The 17,914-nt window shown below is 58.7% G+C and carries 17 protein-coding genes; 4 read left to right on the plus strand and 13 right to left on the minus strand.

The window, feature by feature from the left end:
• Window positions 1-182: 182 nt before the first annotated feature.
• The 6 genes from H6G62_RS13560 to H6G62_RS13585 all read right to left on the minus strand — a co-directional run bounded on the left by H6G62_RS13560 (window position 183) and on the right by H6G62_RS13585 (window position 7,475).
• Window positions 183-1,082: a hypothetical protein gene (locus tag H6G62_RS13560; RefSeq protein ID WP_190495976.1), complete on the minus strand. Its 900-nt coding sequence runs from the start codon at window positions 1,080-1,082 to the stop codon at window positions 183-185.
• Window positions 1,083-1,307: 225 nt separating this feature from the next.
• The gene (locus H6G62_RS13565; RefSeq protein ID WP_190495978.1) at window positions 1,308-2,249 is read right to left on the minus strand and encodes a serine hydrolase; all 942 of its coding nucleotides are present in this window, start codon (window positions 2,247-2,249) and stop codon (window positions 1,308-1,310) included.
• 115 nt (window positions 2,250-2,364) lie between these two features.
• Entirely contained in the window at window positions 2,365-2,928 is a 564-nt protein-coding gene (locus H6G62_RS13570; protein ID WP_190495979.1) for a cyclic nucleotide-binding domain-containing protein, read from the minus strand.
• Between the two features lie 48 nt (window positions 2,929-2,976).
• The gene (locus H6G62_RS13575) at window positions 2,977-5,964 is read right to left on the minus strand and encodes a HEAT repeat domain-containing protein (RefSeq protein WP_190495981.1); all 2,988 of its coding nucleotides are present in this window, start codon (window positions 5,962-5,964) and stop codon (window positions 2,977-2,979) included.
• 105 nt (window positions 5,965-6,069) lie between these two features.
• Window positions 6,070-6,654, minus strand: a complete 585-nt coding sequence (gene cobU, locus H6G62_RS13580; protein ID WP_190495983.1) for a bifunctional adenosylcobinamide kinase/adenosylcobinamide-phosphate guanylyltransferase — start codon at window positions 6,652-6,654, stop codon at window positions 6,070-6,072.
• Between the two features lie 131 nt (window positions 6,655-6,785).
• Window positions 6,786-7,475, minus strand: a complete 690-nt coding sequence (locus H6G62_RS13585) for a Mo-dependent nitrogenase C-terminal domain-containing protein (RefSeq protein ID WP_190495985.1) — start codon at window positions 7,473-7,475, stop codon at window positions 6,786-6,788.
• Window positions 7,476-7,681: 206 nt separating this feature from the next.
• On the opposite strand from H6G62_RS13585, the gene H6G62_RS13590 reads away from it, so the two are divergent.
• On the plus strand, window positions 7,682-8,332 hold the full coding sequence (locus tag H6G62_RS13590) for a DUF2808 domain-containing protein (protein ID WP_190495987.1): 651 nt from the start codon (window positions 7,682-7,684) through the stop codon (window positions 8,330-8,332).
• 160 nt (window positions 8,333-8,492) lie between these two features.
• Here H6G62_RS13590 and H6G62_RS13595 read toward each other — a convergent pair whose 3' ends face one another.
• Window positions 8,493-9,890 carry a glycosyltransferase family 2 protein gene (locus H6G62_RS13595; protein WP_190495989.1) on the minus strand — a complete coding sequence of 466 codons (1,398 nt, stop codon included), beginning with the start codon at window positions 9,888-9,890 and terminating at the stop codon, window positions 8,493-8,495.
• A 295-nt stretch (window positions 9,891-10,185) separates the two neighbouring features.
• On the opposite strand from H6G62_RS13595, the gene ebsA reads away from it, so the two are divergent.
• Entirely contained in the window at window positions 10,186-10,560 is a 375-nt protein-coding gene (gene ebsA, locus H6G62_RS13600; protein ID WP_190496062.1) for a type IV pilus biogenesis protein EbsA, read from the plus strand.
• A gap of 284 nt (window positions 10,561-10,844) precedes the next feature.
• Here the strand turns inward: ebsA and H6G62_RS13605 are convergent, their stop codons facing one another.
• Window positions 10,845-11,609 carry a creatininase family protein gene (locus H6G62_RS13605; RefSeq protein ID WP_190495991.1) on the minus strand — a complete coding sequence of 255 codons (765 nt, stop codon included), beginning with the start codon at window positions 11,607-11,609 and terminating at the stop codon, window positions 10,845-10,847.
• Window positions 11,610-11,744: 135 nt separating this feature from the next.
• Here H6G62_RS13605 and H6G62_RS13610 point away from each other — a divergent pair, with 135 nt between their 5' ends.
• Window positions 11,745-12,056 carry a DUF6679 family protein gene (locus H6G62_RS13610; RefSeq protein WP_190495993.1) on the plus strand — a complete coding sequence of 104 codons (312 nt, stop codon included), beginning with the start codon at window positions 11,745-11,747 and terminating at the stop codon, window positions 12,054-12,056.
• 47 nt (window positions 12,057-12,103) lie between these two features.
• Here H6G62_RS13610 and H6G62_RS13615 read toward each other — a convergent pair whose 3' ends face one another.
• Window positions 12,104-13,168 (minus strand): hypothetical protein, encoded by a 1,065-nt coding sequence (locus H6G62_RS13615; protein WP_190495995.1) that lies wholly within the window; start codon window positions 13,166-13,168, stop codon window positions 12,104-12,106.
• Between the two features lie 220 nt (window positions 13,169-13,388).
• Here H6G62_RS13615 and H6G62_RS13620 point away from each other — a divergent pair, with 220 nt between their 5' ends.
• A complete protein-coding gene (locus tag H6G62_RS13620) occupies window positions 13,389-14,693 on the plus strand; it encodes a YegS/Rv2252/BmrU family lipid kinase (RefSeq protein WP_190495997.1) in 1,305 nt (434 codons plus the stop codon).
• Between the two features lie 84 nt (window positions 14,694-14,777).
• Here H6G62_RS13620 and H6G62_RS13625 read toward each other — a convergent pair whose 3' ends face one another.
• The 4 genes from H6G62_RS13625 to H6G62_RS13640 form a co-directional block, all read right to left on the minus strand.
• Complete coding sequence (locus H6G62_RS13625) at window positions 14,778-15,698, minus strand: histone deacetylase (RefSeq protein ID WP_190495999.1); 921 nt, start codon at window positions 15,696-15,698, stop codon at window positions 14,778-14,780.
• Window positions 15,699-15,785: 87 nt separating this feature from the next.
• A complete protein-coding gene (locus H6G62_RS13630; protein ID WP_190496000.1) occupies window positions 15,786-16,445 on the minus strand; it encodes a DUF3782 domain-containing protein in 660 nt (219 codons plus the stop codon).
• Window positions 16,446-16,557: 112 nt separating this feature from the next.
• Window positions 16,558-17,304, minus strand: a complete 747-nt coding sequence (locus tag H6G62_RS13635; RefSeq protein ID WP_190496002.1) for an NUDIX domain-containing protein — start codon at window positions 17,302-17,304, stop codon at window positions 16,558-16,560.
• Window positions 17,265-17,864, minus strand: a complete 600-nt coding sequence (locus H6G62_RS13640) for a nicotinate-nucleotide adenylyltransferase (protein WP_190496004.1) — start codon at window positions 17,862-17,864, stop codon at window positions 17,265-17,267. Before H6G62_RS13640 ends, H6G62_RS13635 begins: the two co-directional genes overlap by 40 nt.
• Window positions 17,865-17,914: the final 50 nt, after the last annotated feature.

Consider the following 17,914-nt stretch of genomic DNA (forward strand, 5'->3'; position numbering starts at 1 on the left):
TTCATTTTAATCACGACTGACACAGTGCGATAGAAAGGTTATTTCTGTCTCACTGTGTTCTTTTTTGAGACGGCAATTCCCTGGATACTCAATTAATCGAGGTGCCCCTCAGATTAAAAAGAAAATCGTCAGATTAAAACACCCGATTCAATGGTCAGATTAGGGTCGGGCCTTTGGGGAATCTACTGGAAGACAAAGGGTAGGTTGTAGCCTACACCGAGGGAAAAGCCCAGGCCAAAACCGCTGGTCACGCGCACGTTAGTGGCGGCGTTGAGGGTGAAGGCACGGGAAATGGGCACATCGGCTCCGGCGTTCAGCATCAGGGCCGTGTTGCCGTTGAAGGGCACATCCACCCCAGCCCCCACGTAGGGCTGGAAGCGCACGCCACGGGCCGACAGAACGTTGAAGTTGTAGGTGAGGGGGATAGCAAAGTTGGTAAACCGCTCGGAGATGAAGAAACCGGGCCGCAGGGAGAACCGGGGGCCGAGGGAGATCTTGCTGATCACGTTGACACCAAAATCGCCGATGGCGCTGTCGGGGTCGCCAAAGCCCACATTACCCGCTACGCCCAGGTAGGCAGGGGAAACGGAGGCATAGCCCCGGCGGCTAGATTGGGCCAGTTCGACGCCTTCGTCGAGGGTGGGGGCCGATTCGGTAATCGACTCGTTGAGGGCGGCCTGAAGCCCTGCATTGTCAAAGCTGATTAGGGCTTCGTCGCTAATTTGAAAGGCCACGGGAATGGCAGATTCCGTCAGCAGTCCGGCGGTGGTGGCCGCATTAGCGGGGATGGCTTCCACCCATTCGCTAGCCCCCTCGGTGGGGATTTCAGCCAGGGGAACTTCGGCCATGGGAACTTCAGCCAGGGGAACTTCGGCCACAGATTCAGTGGGGATAACCTCAACCAGGGTTTCGCCCAGATCGGTGGTTTCCGCTGCTAGGGGTTCTGTCAGGTCTGGGGTAACGACCTCGGTTAGGGTTGCGGTGGGCAGGGTCTCTACATTTGCTTGGGCGGGTAGGGCGCTGACCAGAGTAGCCGCCGCCGCCACACTCGCTAGAGCCGACAGGGATTTTAGATGAACCATAGATTTAAATTTCACTCCTCAAAATTGCAGATGACCATTTGCCAGTGATCTTGAAGGTCTATACACACCACACAGGAATTGCCGAAAATTGTACCACCTCTTTCCAAAGGCAGTGGCCTTGGTGCCACATTCTCCGATGTCAGAAACCCCATTTCAATCCTCTCCACATCGCGGCGACCGCCTATCTACTCTCCGATTTAGCCCATCGCCAGGGAGATCCGCCGCCTAAGCCTCAAGGCGGGTTTGGTCGGCTAATTGCTGGGTCAGGTAGGGGATAATCTCGCGGTTTTTGCTGTGCTCTTGCCCCTCGGTGAAGATCACCAGGGTAAAGGGATGGTGGCCCGGAATTTCGATGTAGGCGGCATCGTGGCGTACCTGGCTGGTAAATCCGGCCTTGGAGTAGAGGGTGGCGTTGGGGGGCAGTCCCGATCCAATGAACCCGCTGACTTGATCTTCCTCTTCGCTAGGGGGGCGATCTAGGGTGAGATCCCGCTGCATCAACGCCAGCATGGCCTGGGAACGCGCCGCCGACACCGCCACCCCGCCCGCAAGGCTGTGGATTAACCGCGCCACGGCATGAGTAGTCAATTTATTCCGGTTTTCGTAGTGCTCGCCCACAAAGGCCCGCTCCCGGCCATAGGGGCCATCGCACCAGGTCTTTTGGTTCATGTTGACCGTCGCCACCTCCGGCCACTGCAAGGACTGGAAGAACCGATTCACAAGGTTACGCTGGTGCTGCCAGGTTTCAAAGGGGCCGGGGGGCAGTTCGGGGCCGCTGGTGGTGCCCGTCAACACGTCCATCACCAGGCTGGTGGCGTCATTGCTAGAGTCCACAATCATGTCCCGCAGGGCGCGGTCTAGCTCCACCGAGGAGGGAACCATGCCCTGCTCCAACCATTCCTGGGCGGCGACTAAGTAAAACAGCTTCACCACGCTGGCCGGATAGATCAGCTCCACCCCTCGATAGCTGGCCCCCCTGGGCTGGTGCTGCCAGAAATCGTGGGCACTGAGGGCACCGCCTGTGTTGGTGATGTACGGCGGATCGTAGACCACCCAAGTCACCGCAATTTGGTGGGGAGCCAGGGCCGGAAAGGTGGCCCAGAGGTTCTCCAATGCCTGATTCAGCCCTTGGGTGAGGTCGGCATGGTCGGTGAAAAAGGGTTTCATGGGCGGGTTGTTGATTGGGGGGTTGGGTTATTAGCTATTTGGTCGAGTGGGGAGGCTTAGTGGTTGGTTATTGGTGATTAGTTCTTGGGGGGAGGAGTTCTTGGGGGATTGGGGGTTAGTAGAGGATGGGGTGATCCCAAGCGGGGACGGGGTAGCCTTCGCGTGGGTAGGGCTCAGCGGGGAGAGGTAAGGTAGGGGTGGGGGGGGTGCGCTTTGCCTTGGCTACCTTTAGGCGACCCTTCACCAGGTTGAGATCTTGATTGAGTTCGCGAATGCGGCGGGACAGTAGGCGAATGATGTTGACGGCGATGCCGGGGGTTTCGTCGATGGCGTCGTAGAGTTGCTGTTGGGTGAGCACCAGGCAATCGCAGGGCTCTAGGGTGGTGACGGAGGCGGAACGCGGCTCAGCATCAAACACCGACATTTCGCCAAAGCAGTCTCCGGCGTGGAACTGGGCCACCTGCTGCCCACTGAGGTGAACGCTGACCTGACCGGAGACGATGATGTACATGGCCCGTCCTTCCTGGCCTTCGGTGATGATGGTGTAGCCCGCATCGAAGTGAACTTCGTCCATGACAGGGGCAAGGCGCATTAAAAAATCATCCCGCAGTTCCTCAAAGATGGGCACCCGACGGATAAACAGAAGGCGATCTAGGCTGTTGAGGGTTGTATCTGGCATAGGATCAACGAGGCCAAGGGAACAGGGCACACGGCGGTAGGCCAAGCGTTACAAATCTGGTTCCAAATTATAGGTGCTCATTAGGTGGTTAACCTGGCGGGCCACCAATTCATTAGGATCCTGCTGCATCATTGGCAGGATGTCTCGCAGGGCACGGGGGGAGGCCACCGCCAGGTACCCTAGCACGGCCTCTCGCACAAAGCCCGTGGGGTGTTGCAGCAGGGCCAAGGTATGGGGGGCGGTCACGTTCCAGTGTTTGGCCTTGGCGAGGTGGAAGCAACAGGCCAAGGCCCAGTCGGACAGCAGGTGGCGCAGGTCGAGCAGTTGGCGCAGGCGGTCGCGGGGCGACAGGGGCGTATAGGCAATCAGGGGGGTGGAGAGGCTGAGGCGCTTGAGTTTGTCGGCATCGGGCTGACGATCCAGCAAGATTAAGATTGTGCGCTTGCTGGAGATGTCGAGGCAGTTATCGAGGATTTCTAGCCCCTTGGCCCAGCTCGACACCGACCCGCTGAGGCTGGCCTGGGCGGCTTGGACGGCATTGGCGGGGGAGATAAACCGCAATAGCATAAACAAGCGCTCAATGGCGTCATGCTCCAACCCCTCCAAGGCCGACAGCAGCAGCCGTTCCTCCATCGTGGTCGCGGTGCCATCAAAGTCGATCTTGGCGGCCAGGATTTGGCCCACAAAGGCCAGTTCGGTATCGATCAATTCCTCAAAGCCACTGCGGCCCAACAGTTGATCGAGGGCGTTGTCGATCAGGTTGGATCGCTTCACCCCGGTTTCTTGGTAGAGCTTCAGCAGAATGCGTAGAATTTGGCGACGGGTTTGGCCCCAGGAGCTCATCAGGTTTTGAATCAGCGCCTCCAAGGCCCGTGAGCTGCCAATTGCCCCGATCACCTGCCACGCCTGGTTTCTCAGTCCCTCTGGTTGGTACTCGTCGGTGGCTAGGGTTTCCAGCATGGGCAGGGCTTCATCGCCCAGGCGGGTGAGGGCTTCGCTGGCGGCGGTGCGAGTGGATTTGTACTGCAACGCCTTCAGCAGGGAGGGGTAGTACTTCTTATACTGGGTGGCGGCGATGGCCTCCAGGATGGCCCGCCGCACCCGCAGGGAAGGATCCTGAAGTAGGTCGTCAATATAAATGCTGAGGGATTCCATATAATCGGCCTCCCCTAGGGCTTGGCAACCCATCACCCGCTCCCGTTCCCGCTCGTTCACTAGCATTTTTCGCAGGGTGGCGGTGGCCTCGGCTCGGTCGTTGATGTTGCCCCGCCGCAGCATCAGGGACGCCGCCGTACCCCGCACCACCGCATCCACATCGGGGGAAAGGTAGGGCCGCAGTTCGTCGATATTGTAGGTTTCCTGGGCCAGCCAGACGTAGCGCAGGGCTAGAGCCTGTACCTCCGGGCTGGTTTGGGATTGGGTCAACAGGGTTCGCACTACCTGGTGATACCGAGGATCGGGATGTTCCAACATCACCTGGAGGCTGTGCTGCTGAAGGCTGGAGGAAAACACGGGCAGATGGGGGGTCAGCACCTCGCCCAAGTCCTTGGGGGCAATCTGGCTGAGAACGTCGATGTAGGAATGCTTGTCCGCCTCGGACTTATTTTTTTCCAGCCCCTCCACCAGGTTTTTCTTCATCCCCCGCCGATCCCCATCGGAGAAGGTGGTCAGCCCCCGTTCTGCCCCCTGCACCAGGAGATTGAGGTAGCGGGTGCGCAGCAGGGCCATCAGACCAAACCACACCAACCCTGCCACCACGGTGCCCGCCAGAAAGATCTGGGACTGAAGCACGGGGTTATCCAAGCCTAAACGGTTGGCCATCGCAATGGTGACCAAAATTACCACCCCCGTACCGCCCATGGACAGGGGTTCGGCAATCCCCCCCACCCACGACTGCACCGTACTGCGTACCCGGTCGGAAATGGGCTGGAACAGCACTGGGCGGGTGGTGGCCACCAGGGTATAGCGCAACCACTCATCAAAAAATTTGAGGATGACGAGGCCAAAAAAGAGGGCGGAAGCACCCCCAAAAATTGGAAAACTAAGGGTCAGGGTGACGAGGCCCACAACCACAATGACCGAAGGCAGTACTAGGGCCACCGCAAACACCCCCTCCCGCTCAATCAAACGGCTAGAGGTAAACCACTGGGTGAACAGTTCAATCAGCCCTAGTAAGCCGCTAAAAATCCCTAGGAATGCGGCAATGGCTTCCACTTCTAGAGTAAGTTCTAGCTGCTGAAAAAACTGAAACTCGATGGAGAACAGTAGCATTTGGGCCAATACAAAGAACGAAAATAGCAGCACCACGTACTGCCGCATGGCCCCTTTAAGTCGTTGCTTAGACTGGTGACTTTCTACGTCCTGGGCTTGCCGTTTGGGGGAATCTGGAAAAGCGTGGGCATAGTTCACACTGAGGTAATACAGCATCCCAGTGCCAAACAGCATGACGGCAAAGGACAACAACATCACATTTTTGAGCCCTACAAACCGCATCAAAATAGCCACAGAAAAGCCACTCAAAACGTCGGCCAGCAGATTACCACTGCTAATAATTGGAAAGGCTCGCTTGATCTCTCGAATATTGAAAATTTGGTTGGCTGTAACCGACAGATTCAGATCGTTGAGGTTATAAATCGCTTCGATCCAAAGACGCAGCAAAAAGACCGTCAAAAAGGTGAATTTCTCTATTGATAGCCCCCAGAAAAAAACCAGAATTGGTAGGGCCATCAACAGGGAAATTAAGACAATTACCCAGCGCAGGGGAAACACCCGTTGCAGCCAGGAATACAGCACGCTCATCCCCAGCCCTACCCCGGCACTGAAGATATAAATCCAGGGTAGTCGAGCCGCCCCATATTTACCCAGAAATAACTCCGCCGAACTCACCTCTAGCCACAAAATCCCCATGGAGGTGGCGGTGTAGAAGGCGAACATTAACAGGGTGCGCCCCTGCTCATCTGGACGTAGGTTGATGAGGTTGAGGAAGCGTTCCCGCAGCCTTTGACGGTTTTGAACGGGGATGGACGATACACTCATGCCGTTGCAGGGAGGAGGTCTATGCTTAAGGATAGCGAAGGTTTCAGGCTAGGCCACCGGATTTAGGATACTACCCTGGGATAGAAGCCTTGCCCTGCCCCTGCCCTAGGCTGAGCGAGATCCCTGGGAAATGGGGGAAACTACGGAAGGGTGGGTATCCACAGCCCTGCCCACCTGGCGCAGATCGACCGCATAGCCCGCCACCACCAAGTACAGGGCATCGGCCACCGCACCCAGTTGTCGGGTAAGCTGGCCCAGTCGATCCCGAAATTGTCGCCCCGCTGGATAGGCGGGTACCACGCCCCAGCCCGTTTCTTCGGCCACGAAAATCACGGTCGCCGCTGTTTGCTGCACACTGGCGATCACGCTCGCCACGGTTTCTTGCCACTGGGCCTCGTCCTGGCCTAGCTCATTGGCCAACCAGGTACCGAGGGAATCCACCAGCAAACAATCCGTCGCCTTGCCTGCCAAGATCGCCGCCGATAGCCCCACGGGCACCTCCCACAGCCGCCAATCTGCTGGACGCCGCTGCCGATGTTGTTCTAGCCGTGCCTGCCACTCTTGGTCGTTAGGATCCACCGCTGAGGTGGCCACATAGACAACCTCCTGCTGGGATTGTTGGGCTAGGGTTTCTGCCCATTCGCTTTTGCCCGACCGGGTTGGCCCCGTCACTACCACGATTTGCTTCACCCGTTGTTCTCTATCTCCTACGTTAGGGCTATCCTAGGCGACTTCCAAAGGCGACTCCCAAAATGGACGATCCCCTGGCATGGAAGGGATGGAAGGGATGGATTGGAGACACTGACCTGTCTACCAAGGCCCTACAGTAGGGGCGTCACGTCCTCGCCGCATTCGTCCGCCAGGTAGGACAAGGCCCGGAACCGCAGCCCCACCAGTTGGTCGTAGAGGGGGTTGAGCTTGCACATGGCCGGAATATGTACCAGCTTTTTCTTAAACAGCACCACATCTCGCTCGAAGGGGCATTGGGAGGGAATCAGTTTGCAGACAAATCGGGCCAAGCGAGGATCGTGAACCTCAAGCTGGTCGAGCCATTCGCGGGCGGGTTTGAGGGGGTCGATTTTGCCCTCGGCGGGGGGATGTAGGCCAGCGGGCAAAGCGTCGCTGTGGGCCTCGGCCTCAGCAGAATACAGGGTAGACCGTACCGAAGCGAGCACCTTGTCTTCTAATCGCAGCGCCTCACAAAACTGCTGAAGTTTCTGATCTTCCTCAACGGAATACACCCCATCCGCGAGGGCAACCATCACCGCCATGCGCAAAAAATTCTCGGCGGCGGGGGCATCGTGGCCGAGGGTGGTGGCCAGTTCTTCGGGGGTCACGGGGTCAAAATGGTCGAAGTCAGTACAGGGGGCCAGTTCCTCCTGGGTGATAGCGGTGATCAGATCTTTTTCCTCGTCGTCAAAATGTCCATCGGCCCAGGCTAGGGTGAGTAATCCCCGCATCCAAACTTTAATTTGCTCCTGGGTATAGGGGGAGGGGGTTAGGGTGGCCATAGCATGTCCTCAAGGGGGATAAACCAAGCATAATCGGCAATCCAGCATGGCCCAAACACCTGAGAAAGCGAAGGACTTCGGCTTGTCTCCCAATCCGCCCAGCCTGGATCGCCCGGATTCTGTATTCTCTCTGGCGACTCAATTTTAACCCTCTACTACCAGGGAAAGGGGCTTTTCCTGTGCCGTTTGTTAGGCTGGCTAGGGCTATGCTGGATCTGTGCCTACCCCTGTCCCCATCGCCGTTTCCGCTGGTCTTTGCTATGGTTTATCCTGCCCTGTCTGCCCGATGCCGCTGGCTGGCCCTGGCCCTGCTGACTGGCACAACGGCAGGGGTTCCCATCCTGCTTCCCCAAGCCATGCCCGCCGCCGAGGCCATTCAGTATCACGATGGCACCGTGGAGTTTTCGGCCCCGCCCCGGCTGGTGGATAGCTACGCCACCCGCAACCTGGTCAGCGATGGCGGTGTCACCTACTACCTCACGATTGACTTCCCCGCCGCCGCCGAGGAACCCATGGATCGCATCGTCATCAGCCTTGACGAGGGCCATGATCCGATTTTTCGCTATCAACTCGAGGCGATTCAGGTCTGGCAGACGGTGGGCGAGGAGAAACGGCTGGTGTCCCTGGGCGACCTCAGCCAAGATCGCGATACCCAAGCCCTCACCATTGGCTTTGACCCGCCCCTGCCCCCCGGCGGCACCGTGACCCTTGCCCTGCGCCCCGTCCGCAACCCCCGCTTTGCCGGAGTCTACCTGTTTGGGGCCAGGGCTTTTCCGGTAGGGGAAACCGTGCGGCCCACCTTTATGGGCTTTGCCCGCCTCAGTTTCTATGAACGCGACCGCCCCCATTGGCCCTAGGGGCCTTCTAGAACCAGTAACCGATCAACTCCCCCCCATTGGCCCAGAAGATTACCAACTTAAGGTAGATCAGCCCGATTGACTGCCTCCGTAGCTAGCCAGATGTCTCCCCTCCCCTGATTTTTTCGATCTACTGGGCCTCCTTGATCTAGCCAAGGGACTACACCGACCCATCCACCTGAAGCTCGTCTTCGACCCCTTGGTGGGTGGTTTTCACCCAGCGTAGGCGTTTGGGCCGCACCGATAGCCGTAGGGCCATGGTAGCAATCACCAGCAGCCAGTGCAGCATGTAGAGGTTGCCCCAAAGGGTGAGCAGAGCGCTGGCCCAGTGGGGTTGGCGTTGGGTGCGCCGCAGGCCGCAGTACATCCCTACCATAGAAAGGGTGAGGGCAAGGCCAGAAACGGGCAAGAATACAGGCAATCGGTGGCGCAGTAGGGCCATGGCAAAGTCGGGCAGGGCCACGGTGGGCAGGCCGTATTGAATCAGCCAGAAGGCCGCCATATCTAGGGTTTTGCCGGGGGTAAGGCGACTATTGGCAATGAAGCGCCAGTAGTCGAGGTAGCGCTGATAGCCCCCTTCGGCCCAACGGTTGCGCTGGTGCCACAGGGCTAGGGGCCGTTCCACCCCCTCTTCGTTGACGGCGGGATGGAGCAGAAATTCAACCTCCCAGCCGCTAAAGTGCAGCCGCAGGGTGAGGTCGAGATCGTCGGTGATGGTTTCTTCGTTCCAGCCGCCGCACTGAACTAGGGCACTGCGCCGCACAAATTGGCCGTTGCCCCGCAGTTCGCCAATCCCGCCTAGGGCAATGCGCTGCTGCTGAAAGTAGCTATCCAGGGCCATCTCGGCCTGTTGGCCACGGGTCAGCCAGTTTTTGGCCCGGTTCACCACCGCCTTTTGCATCTGCACGGCCCCCACCTGTTCCTCTGAAAACATGGGCACAAGGTGGCGCAGCAAATCCTTAGGTACCTGGGCATCGGCATCGAACACGCCGATGATGTCGCCCTGGGTGTCGGGCCAGACCTGGTTGAGGGCTCCCGATTTGCCCCCGGTGGCGTTGGCGGATCGGTGGAGCACCCGCAGTTGGGGATAGCGCTGGCGGAGATCCTGTAGCCGCTGGGCGGTGCCATCGTTGCTGTTATCGTCAATAATCCACACCTCGTAGCGGTGGGTGGGGTAGTCCAAGCTACAGAGGGCGGTGACGAGGCGCTGAATGACGGCCTCTTCGTTTTTGGCGGCCACCAGCAGCGAAACGTAGGGCCAATCGTCGAGGCTGGGGCTAGGGGCAACAGCTAGGTTGTCCCCTCCGGATTGGGATGGTAGAGGCGTTGGCCCCAACCGGGGACGGGCCAGCATCACCCGTAGGGCATGGGTAGACAGCACCGCCATCAGCCCCAGGATCACCCAACTGCCCCAGGACAACAGATGGAGCGCTACGGTGCTGCCCCAGAGCAGGGAGAGGGTGAGCGCAGCCTTGCGGCGACGCCCCGCATAGCCGGGAAAGTCTTCAATGTCGAGATCGGCGAGGGGTTGGAACACAGCTTTTGGGGAGTCAATCATGGACGAGGGGACGCAGCACAGGGCAAGGCTAGGGGACGCCAAACGTTCGTTACGTAACGTTACTAAGGTTTACCTATTATCCTGCTTTATCATCCCGGATGTTGAAGAAAAAAGAGTGTGATACCAATTCGCCGAAAGGGGGAATCCTAGAGGGAGGACGCTAAGGCTATCCCGATGGGATGCTGTGGATGGGCCATCCCGATGTCACCATTCCCAAAACGCTATGATTCGTCTTGGCGAGTTCGCGGTACCCTGACCTCTAGATTAGCCACACTTTAAGGCCACACCCATGCGCTTGACATTTGAGGATATTCAACCGGCTGGTAAGCAAGATGTTGGCGTGTACATGCCCTACTACCAGGGCAATAAACGCGCTGCCCTGCCCTACGCGATTTCCCTTTATAAGCAGGGCAACCTAGAGGGCGAACGACACATCGAGGGTGGAGAAAGTATCTCCTTTATCGCCACTTGGAACGTCTCGATGTTACCCGCTGACCTCACTCGCTGCCGCCTGCAATTTGATGGTGATGCCGACCTCAGCTACGAAATTGTCATGGCCACCTTTGAGTTTGTAGACTTTCTGTTTGACGTGATCGTGGCTCTACGCCACAAGCGTGCCCCAGATTTCTCCAAGGCCTTTTACCGCAAGTTGTTGCGGGCCGAGGACTAGGTGTCGTCCGACGGAGCCTAGGACGACACCTAGGATAGATCACGGATTTCAGGAAGATACCCTGAGTTCGGGTTAAGCCAAAGACTGCACGGGTGAAGCGATCTACTTCCAGCCCTGTCGCTGGCCTTCACCCTAAGTCCCTCTCCCATGGGGCTATCGCTCATCCATAGGTCTCTATTTGGCTGGGCTCCTAGTGTTGATCCCCCGCCCCCCCTTGTCAAGGGGGAAACTGGACTCAAGGTCTGCCTTTTTCTGGGCTCAAAGTCCCCCTTTTTAAGGGGGATTTAGCGATTATCTTGATTGTCAGCGCTGACAAAACGGAGGTAGTCGCTGGTCAAGTCTTTTACCGCCGCTTCGTAGAGTCTCTGCCCATGATCTGGGGTGGCCAAGGCTGGGTTCGACCCCATGCGGCCATCGGGGTAGTGCTGGCGAAAGTCGGTGGCGCTGTAGATCGGGAAGCCGGAGGGAGCAACGGGGGGATCGAGATCCACGGTCTTAATATGGTCGGGGTAGAGGTATTGGGTCAGGGCTACTTCGCTGGGGGTAGCGTGGGAACCCTCTTGGTCGCCATAGAATTCCTTGGCCAGGGTATAGACGGAACGACACATATACCAATTGGCCACGGCACAGCGCACCGCCCCTGCCTGGGGAACCTGGGCTTCGGCCAGGGCGGCATAGGTTTCGGCAAAGGCGGCTTTGAGGGTGGCCACGTTTCCCCCATGGCCATTGATAAAAAAGAACCGGGTAAAGCCGTAGCTCACCAAGGGTTTGAGGTAGTCCTGCACTAGGGCGATCAGGGTACTGGGCCGCAGGCTCATGCTGCCAGGGAACCCCGTGTGGTGAAGGGCCATGCCCACGTTAATGGTGGGGCCAACTAGGGCTTGGGTCGCGTCTCCAACGCCCTTCGCCACCGCCTCGGCACAGAGAGCATCGGTGCCAATCAGGCCGTTGGGGCCATGCTGTTCGGTGGAACCAATGGGTAAAATCAACCCCTGGGAACGCGCCAGGTAGGATTCAACTTCGGGCCAGGTGCAAAGCTGGAGCAACATAGGTCAGGGGGCGCAGAGCAACATTAAATACTAAGGTACAGGGCCAAGGTTCGCTAGAATGAACCTCAAATGAACCACTACGGGCCGTAACCTGGGCCACAAAAGCGTTGGTGTTACCTATCTAGGAGACGCAACATGCTACATCGCAAGATCTATCAACTCTGTTGTGATGGTCGAGAAGTGTGGATTTTTCTGCGGGATCAACAGCGTTGGATCGAGCGGGCGAAGATTTTGGACATTGAAGGCGATCTCGTTACCCTGCGCTACGAACAGGAGGATGAAGACGAAATTTGCTCCTGGGAAGAAATTATTCGCCTAGAGAGCATTGGCACCGTGGCCCAGCGGTTGGCCAGCGTCCCGCGAGGCAATGTCGATTTGGCCATCGCCGAAGATTGTCCCGAAGCCGAACAAATTAGCGATCCCTCCCCAGAGCCCAACGCCGACTAGAACGCTGGTGCGATGAGCGCCTCTTCCTATTACTGGGCCACAATCCCCTAATTTCCAGGGCCGCTGGGGTCTGAGAAGGTGTAGATATAGCCGCCCCCGGTGTGGGAACCCGGTGGACGAGGGGCTGAAAAGGGAGGTGCTTCTACCACTGGAGGTGGGGTGTAGGTGCTGGTGCCAGCGGGCGGCAGGGTATTTCCAGCGCTAGGAGCCGTCACTGCCCCCGGCAAGGCTGGCCCCGGACTGAGGTTCAGCGAAGAAGCCGCTGCGGGAGCGAGTCCCGGTAGCGGGGGAGAGTTGGGCAGCGCACTGGGGGCAGGGGCCAAACTCGGTGGCGGACGGTAGCCCGTGGTACCGGGAGGGGGCGACATCTCTGGGGTGGTGCGAATGAAGCGCTGATTTACCCCTGGGATCTGCCCCTCTACCGCCCAGGGCGGAGGTGTTAATCCGGTGGGCTCCGTGGAAGATAGGCGTTCGGGGGTGGCAGTAGCGCCGGGTTCGGAGGCCGTGGCCTCGGCAGCGGTCGGGGCTAGGGGGTTGGTCGTAGCGTTCGGTGGGGGATTGAGAAGTTGCTGGAGGGGGCTGGGGGTTGGGGATGCGGCACCGGGGTCAGCGGCAGATCGGCCACGCCCTACCTGGGATGGCAGGGAAGATCTGGCCTCAAGCGCCGGACTAGGACTCTCCACGGTGTTGCCAATCCGAAACCGGGTTCTCTCTAGGTAGAGGGCAAAGGGACTGGCAGGCTCCGCCTGACCCTCGGAATTGGTGGGGCTAAGCCTTTCTAGGACGGTGGGGGCGGCTGATCCGGAGGTGGGGGCCTCGGTCAAGGTATCCGCCGTGAGGGGTTGAAGCTGGTTGAGCAACAGGGTTAGATTGTCAATCTCGGCCATGTCCGCCAGTTCTGCCTGGGAGAGATTCGCGAGGTTGTCCTCTGGGGTAGGACGGGCCGAATCGGTTTCGTCTAGAGCAAATTTCCTGAGCCATTCGGGATGGCCCAAATACTGATAGCCGACCAGCCCCAGCAGGAGTAAACCCAGCCCAGCCCCCCACAGCCGGGGGCGGTTGAGAGCACGAAGCCGAACGAGCCAATAATGGAGGGGAGTTGGAACCGCCATGGTGCATCCATCCCGAGTACTAAGATTATCCAGTGCCAGTCGTACCCGTAGCCTTAGCACTAATATCATAGCGAGGATAGCCTCTTCTCCGCCTAAATCACCCCAATGCCAGGGGGAAAAGGGCCGCATCGTAACGATTTGCGACCGTCCACGATTTGCGGCTATAGTTCGGTGATTTTGGGGGCTTATCGTCTCACTAGACATTCGTTAGGTATTTGTCATGCCAAGCACGTTGGCTCTCCTTGCCCATCCTGCTCGCGTAGATTCCTTAGTGGATTGGCTGTTGCACAATCCCCAGGTGCTCTACCATTTTGATTTGCTGACCACACCGGAACTGATCGCCACCCTAGAGCAGCGGTGGGGCAATACCAAACCTCGCTGGGCCAAGTTGCCCAGCATTGAGGCCGGGGGGGATATTGTCCTGGCCCACCAGATTCTGGCGGGGGAGGTGGCGGGGGTGTTTTTCTTGGCCGATCCCCAAGTCATGGCGACGGTCTCCCCCAATTTTCCCCTGGTGCTGCGGGCCTGCCAAATTCACGATATTCCCATCGCCTGCACCGAGGCTTCGGCCAGGTTGATGCTGCGCGGGTTGGCCCAGGGATCGGTGGCCTATATGATCTTCAACCCGGTGGCCGGACAAGGGAACCCAAACATTGATTTGGCCACCATTCGCGAAATCCTGGAGCCGCAAATCCTGGTCAATGTGATCATGACCCAGCCCAATGTGGATCCGGCGGATCAAGCGCGGGAGATTATCGCCACTATCCAGTCGAAGCAGGAAAACGACATTGGCCAGAGCCTAATTATTGCGTCGGGGGGCGATGGCACCGTTTCCGCCGTGGCGGGGGCCACCATTGGCACGGGCATTCCCCTGGGCATCATCCCTCGCGGCACCGCCAATGCCTTTTCCGTAGGCTTAGGGATTCCCACCAACCTCCGCGCCGCCTGTGCCACCATTTTAGCGGGCAATACCCATGTGGTGGATGCCGCCCGCTGCAACGATACCCCGATGATTTTACTGGCGGGGCTGGGCTTTGAGGCGGGCATGGTGGACAAGGCCAGCCGCGAACTGAAGAACGAACTGGGCAACCTGGCCTACCTGCTGGCGGGGGTGAAGCAACTGGCCACTGCCCAACCCTTCACCGCCACTGTGGAATTTGAAGATCAAGTCACCCAGTTCACCACCACCGCCATCACCATCGCCAACGTGGCCCCGGCCACCTCAGTGTTGGCCCAGGGGCTGGGGCGGGTGATTCCCGATGACGGCCTGCTAGAAGTCACCATCGCCACTGGGCAAACCCGGTTTCAAAACCTCTCGGCCCTAGTTTCTCTGGCGGCCTCGGCCACGCGGGGCAATCCCAACCAGCGGGAAGACATCCTCGGTTTCCGCACCCCCAAGCTCAAAATCACCACCGACCCACCGCAAAAACTGGTGATCGATGGCGAAATGGTGGAAGCCAACCCCGTCGAGTTCGAGTGCATCCCCGACGGCCTGACTATTTTTGCGCCCCTGCCCACGGTCTAGGCTCCCTGACCCACCAGATCCCAGGGGGCTCGGACAGGTTGATCCTATTACGTAGCAACTGAGGACAGACCTCTGGGATCTTATCTAGAGCCGATGGCGACGGAAGACCTCCACCGCTGCCCGGTGCAGTAGGGAATGGCGGTAAATCAGATCATCCATGGAGTCGCCATAGCCGCCGCCGATCACACAGGCTACGGGATAGCCAGCGGCCACACAGGTCTCCAGCACCCAATGGTCTCGCTCGTACAGTCCGGTGTTGCTGAGGGCCAGTTTACCGAGGCGATCCTCCCGGTGGGGGTCGGCTCCGGCATCGTAGAGCACTAGGTCGGGTTTCACCTGGGTCAAGAGATCCGGCACATACTGGGCTAGGGTGCGGAGATAGGCATCGTCCTCCAGGCCCACGGGCAGGGGCACATCCAGGTCGCTGGTTTGCTTGCGGGCCGGAAAGTTGGCGTCGCAGTGCATGGAAAAGGTAAACACGCTGGGGTCGTCGCGAAAAATCCAGGCGGTGCCGTCCCCCTGGTGTACGTCCAAATCCAGAATCAGCACCCGTTTTACCCGTCCCTGCTGCTGAAGCACACGGGTGGCAATGGCGAGGTCATTAAAAATGCAGAACCCCGCCCCATAGTCAGGGAAGGCGTGGTGGGTGCCCCCAGCGGTGTTGCAGGCCAGCCCCCGGCTGAGGGCCAGCTTAGCCGTCAAAATCGTGCCCCCCACCGCCGTACAGGTGCGCTTCACCAGGGCCGCACTCCAGGGCAGGCCAATGCGCCGTTGCAGTTTCGGGTCTAGGGTGCCCTGCTGGTACGCCTGCACGTAGTCGGGCCGATGCACCAACTCCAGCCACTCTGGGCTAGGGGCTCCGGGTTGGTAGAGTTGGTCGGCGGTGATCACCCCATCCTTCAGCAGCCGATCCTTCAGCAGGGCAAATTTCGGCATGGGAAACCGATGGCCCACTGGAAGCGGTGCCACATAGTCGGGATGGAAAATAACCGGAAGATCGCTCAAGGTTGGTCGAGTAACGCTGGTCGAATCATGCCCCACCCGCGATCATGGCAGCGGAAAACCTATCGCGCAAGGAAAAGCGGGCCGATTTTACCAATGGCGCGGCTGAAAGGTGGCATCGTTGAGGATGACGACGTTATCCCCCGATTGCGCCATCACAAATAGCCCTTGGCGATAGGCATAGCGAGCCACCTCGTCGGGCACGACCATTCCGGCCACGGCCCCCATAGTGCGCACGTTGCCATAGCGGGGCATCAACCGCTTAAATTTACTCAGTCGCTCCAGATGGTCATCTACGTCGGCCTGGGTGAGCTTGCTCTTCACTTCAACCAAAATCGCCTCGGTGGAGTTCACAACCAGCAAGTCGATTTCTATCCCCTCATTCCCCCGCCGTGCCGAGGCTCCAGGGTAAAACTCATGGACGGCGATGCCCCGCTCTTGAAACAAACGTACCACGACCGGACGCACCTGCCATTCCACAAACTCGCCTAGGCGGTTGCCCAGTTTACCCAACTGCTCGTTAAGCTGCTGATTTTGGCGGCGCAGCAGGCGTTCCGTTTCCCGGAAGCGTTGCTCTATACGCTGATCCGTTTCCAGAAGGCGCTGATCGGTCTCCAGAAACCGCCGCTCCAGTCGCCGCTCGGATTCTTGAGCCTGTCGGGCATTCTCCTGAGCCTGTCGGGCCGTTTCCTTTTGGGCCTCCGCCAATTCGCCCAAAATTCGCCAGACCTCTTCAGATGTGGTTGCCATGGCCGTTGCCTCTCGCCAGACCGTGAAACACGTCACTCTATCCCTTAGCTCTATCTTAACGGAGTGCCGGGGTACGACCTCGCCTCCGTTTTCCCGATCATCATGAACACCTTCAAATGAACACCATGGGTCTGTCCTTGCAGGGTTCAAAGGCAGCGGCATCAAAGCGATAGAGGCTGGCGGGGCGACCTGCTCCGCGTGAGGTTTTTTGACCTGTATCCTGCAAAAAGCCAAGCTTTAGTAGGCGAGTGCGAAAGTTGGAATAATCCGAAAACCCTTCCCCCAGCACCGTCACATAGAGCTGGTAGAGATCCCCCAGGGTGAACAATTCTGGTAGCACGTCGAAGGCGATGGGGCTGTATTCCAGCTTGTTACGCAGCCGTTGATAGCCGTAGGCCAAAATTTCGTTGTGGTCGAAGGCGAGTTGGGGCACTTGAGCCAAGGGATACCAGGCAATACCGCTGACACCATCGGCAATCAGTTCGGCATCCTCGAAGCGCACTAGGGCAAAGTGGCTGACCGAGAGATAGCGCACATCGTAGGCGGTGGGGGCTTCGCGGGGGTCGCGATGGGGGCCACCAAAGGTATAGAGCTGTTCCAGGTAGAGGGTGTTGACCCGGATCTTTTCGGCTAAGACTCGGTAGGCTGCACTCTCCAGGGATTCCCCCTGGCGCACTAGGGTTCCTGGCAAACTCCAGTAGCCTAGGTAGGGGTCTTGGTGGCGCATCACGACCAGCACCAGCAGCCGATTTTGGTGGGTATCGACGGAAAAAATCACGTTGTCTACCCCCACCTTAAAGTCGGCCAGGGGCGGCTTGGCTAGGTCGTGATCAGCGGTTTTCTGGAGTTTTCCGGGCATGGGTAGAGGTGATGTTGGTCGATGTAGGCTTGCACGGCGGGGGTGAGGGCCAAGTCGTCGCAGGTTTGGCGATAGTCGGAGGAGGCGGTATCCACTGGGTCGGGGAGGTGGGCGATGGTAACCCCGGTTTTCTGGCGAAGGAACTGAAGCCCTGCCTCATCTAGGGGATGACCGGGACGGGGCACAACCAGCAGATCCACCGCCGCAAAAATATCCTCGGCCCGGTGCCAGGTGGGCAGTTGATTGATCAAATCTGACCCAATCACCAGGGAAAAATGGGCGTCCGGCCAGTGCTGCTTCGCCCGCTCAATGCTGACAATAGATCGCAGGTGGCTCAGTTCGGGATGAACCTGCACCCGCCCAGGGGGAACGGCCAAGTCGCTCACCAGCAGATCTAACATGCAAAAACGATGGCTGAGCTCGGTCTGCTGAGCCTTAAAGGGATTATTGGCCGTCCATACGGCCACATGGTCAAACTGATCCGCCAGCCCGGTTAGCACGGCGGCATGGCCCCGATGGGGTGGATCGGCACTGGTGCCAAAAAGCGCAATGCGGGTCATAGGCTAAGCTCACCGAGAGGGCTAGGCAACGGAATGACGGGGGCGGTCGA

Source organism: Phormidium sp. FACHB-1136 (genome assembly GCF_014697375.1).
Lineage (GTDB): Bacteria > Cyanobacteriota > Cyanobacteriia > Phormidesmidales > Phormidesmidaceae > Nodosilinea.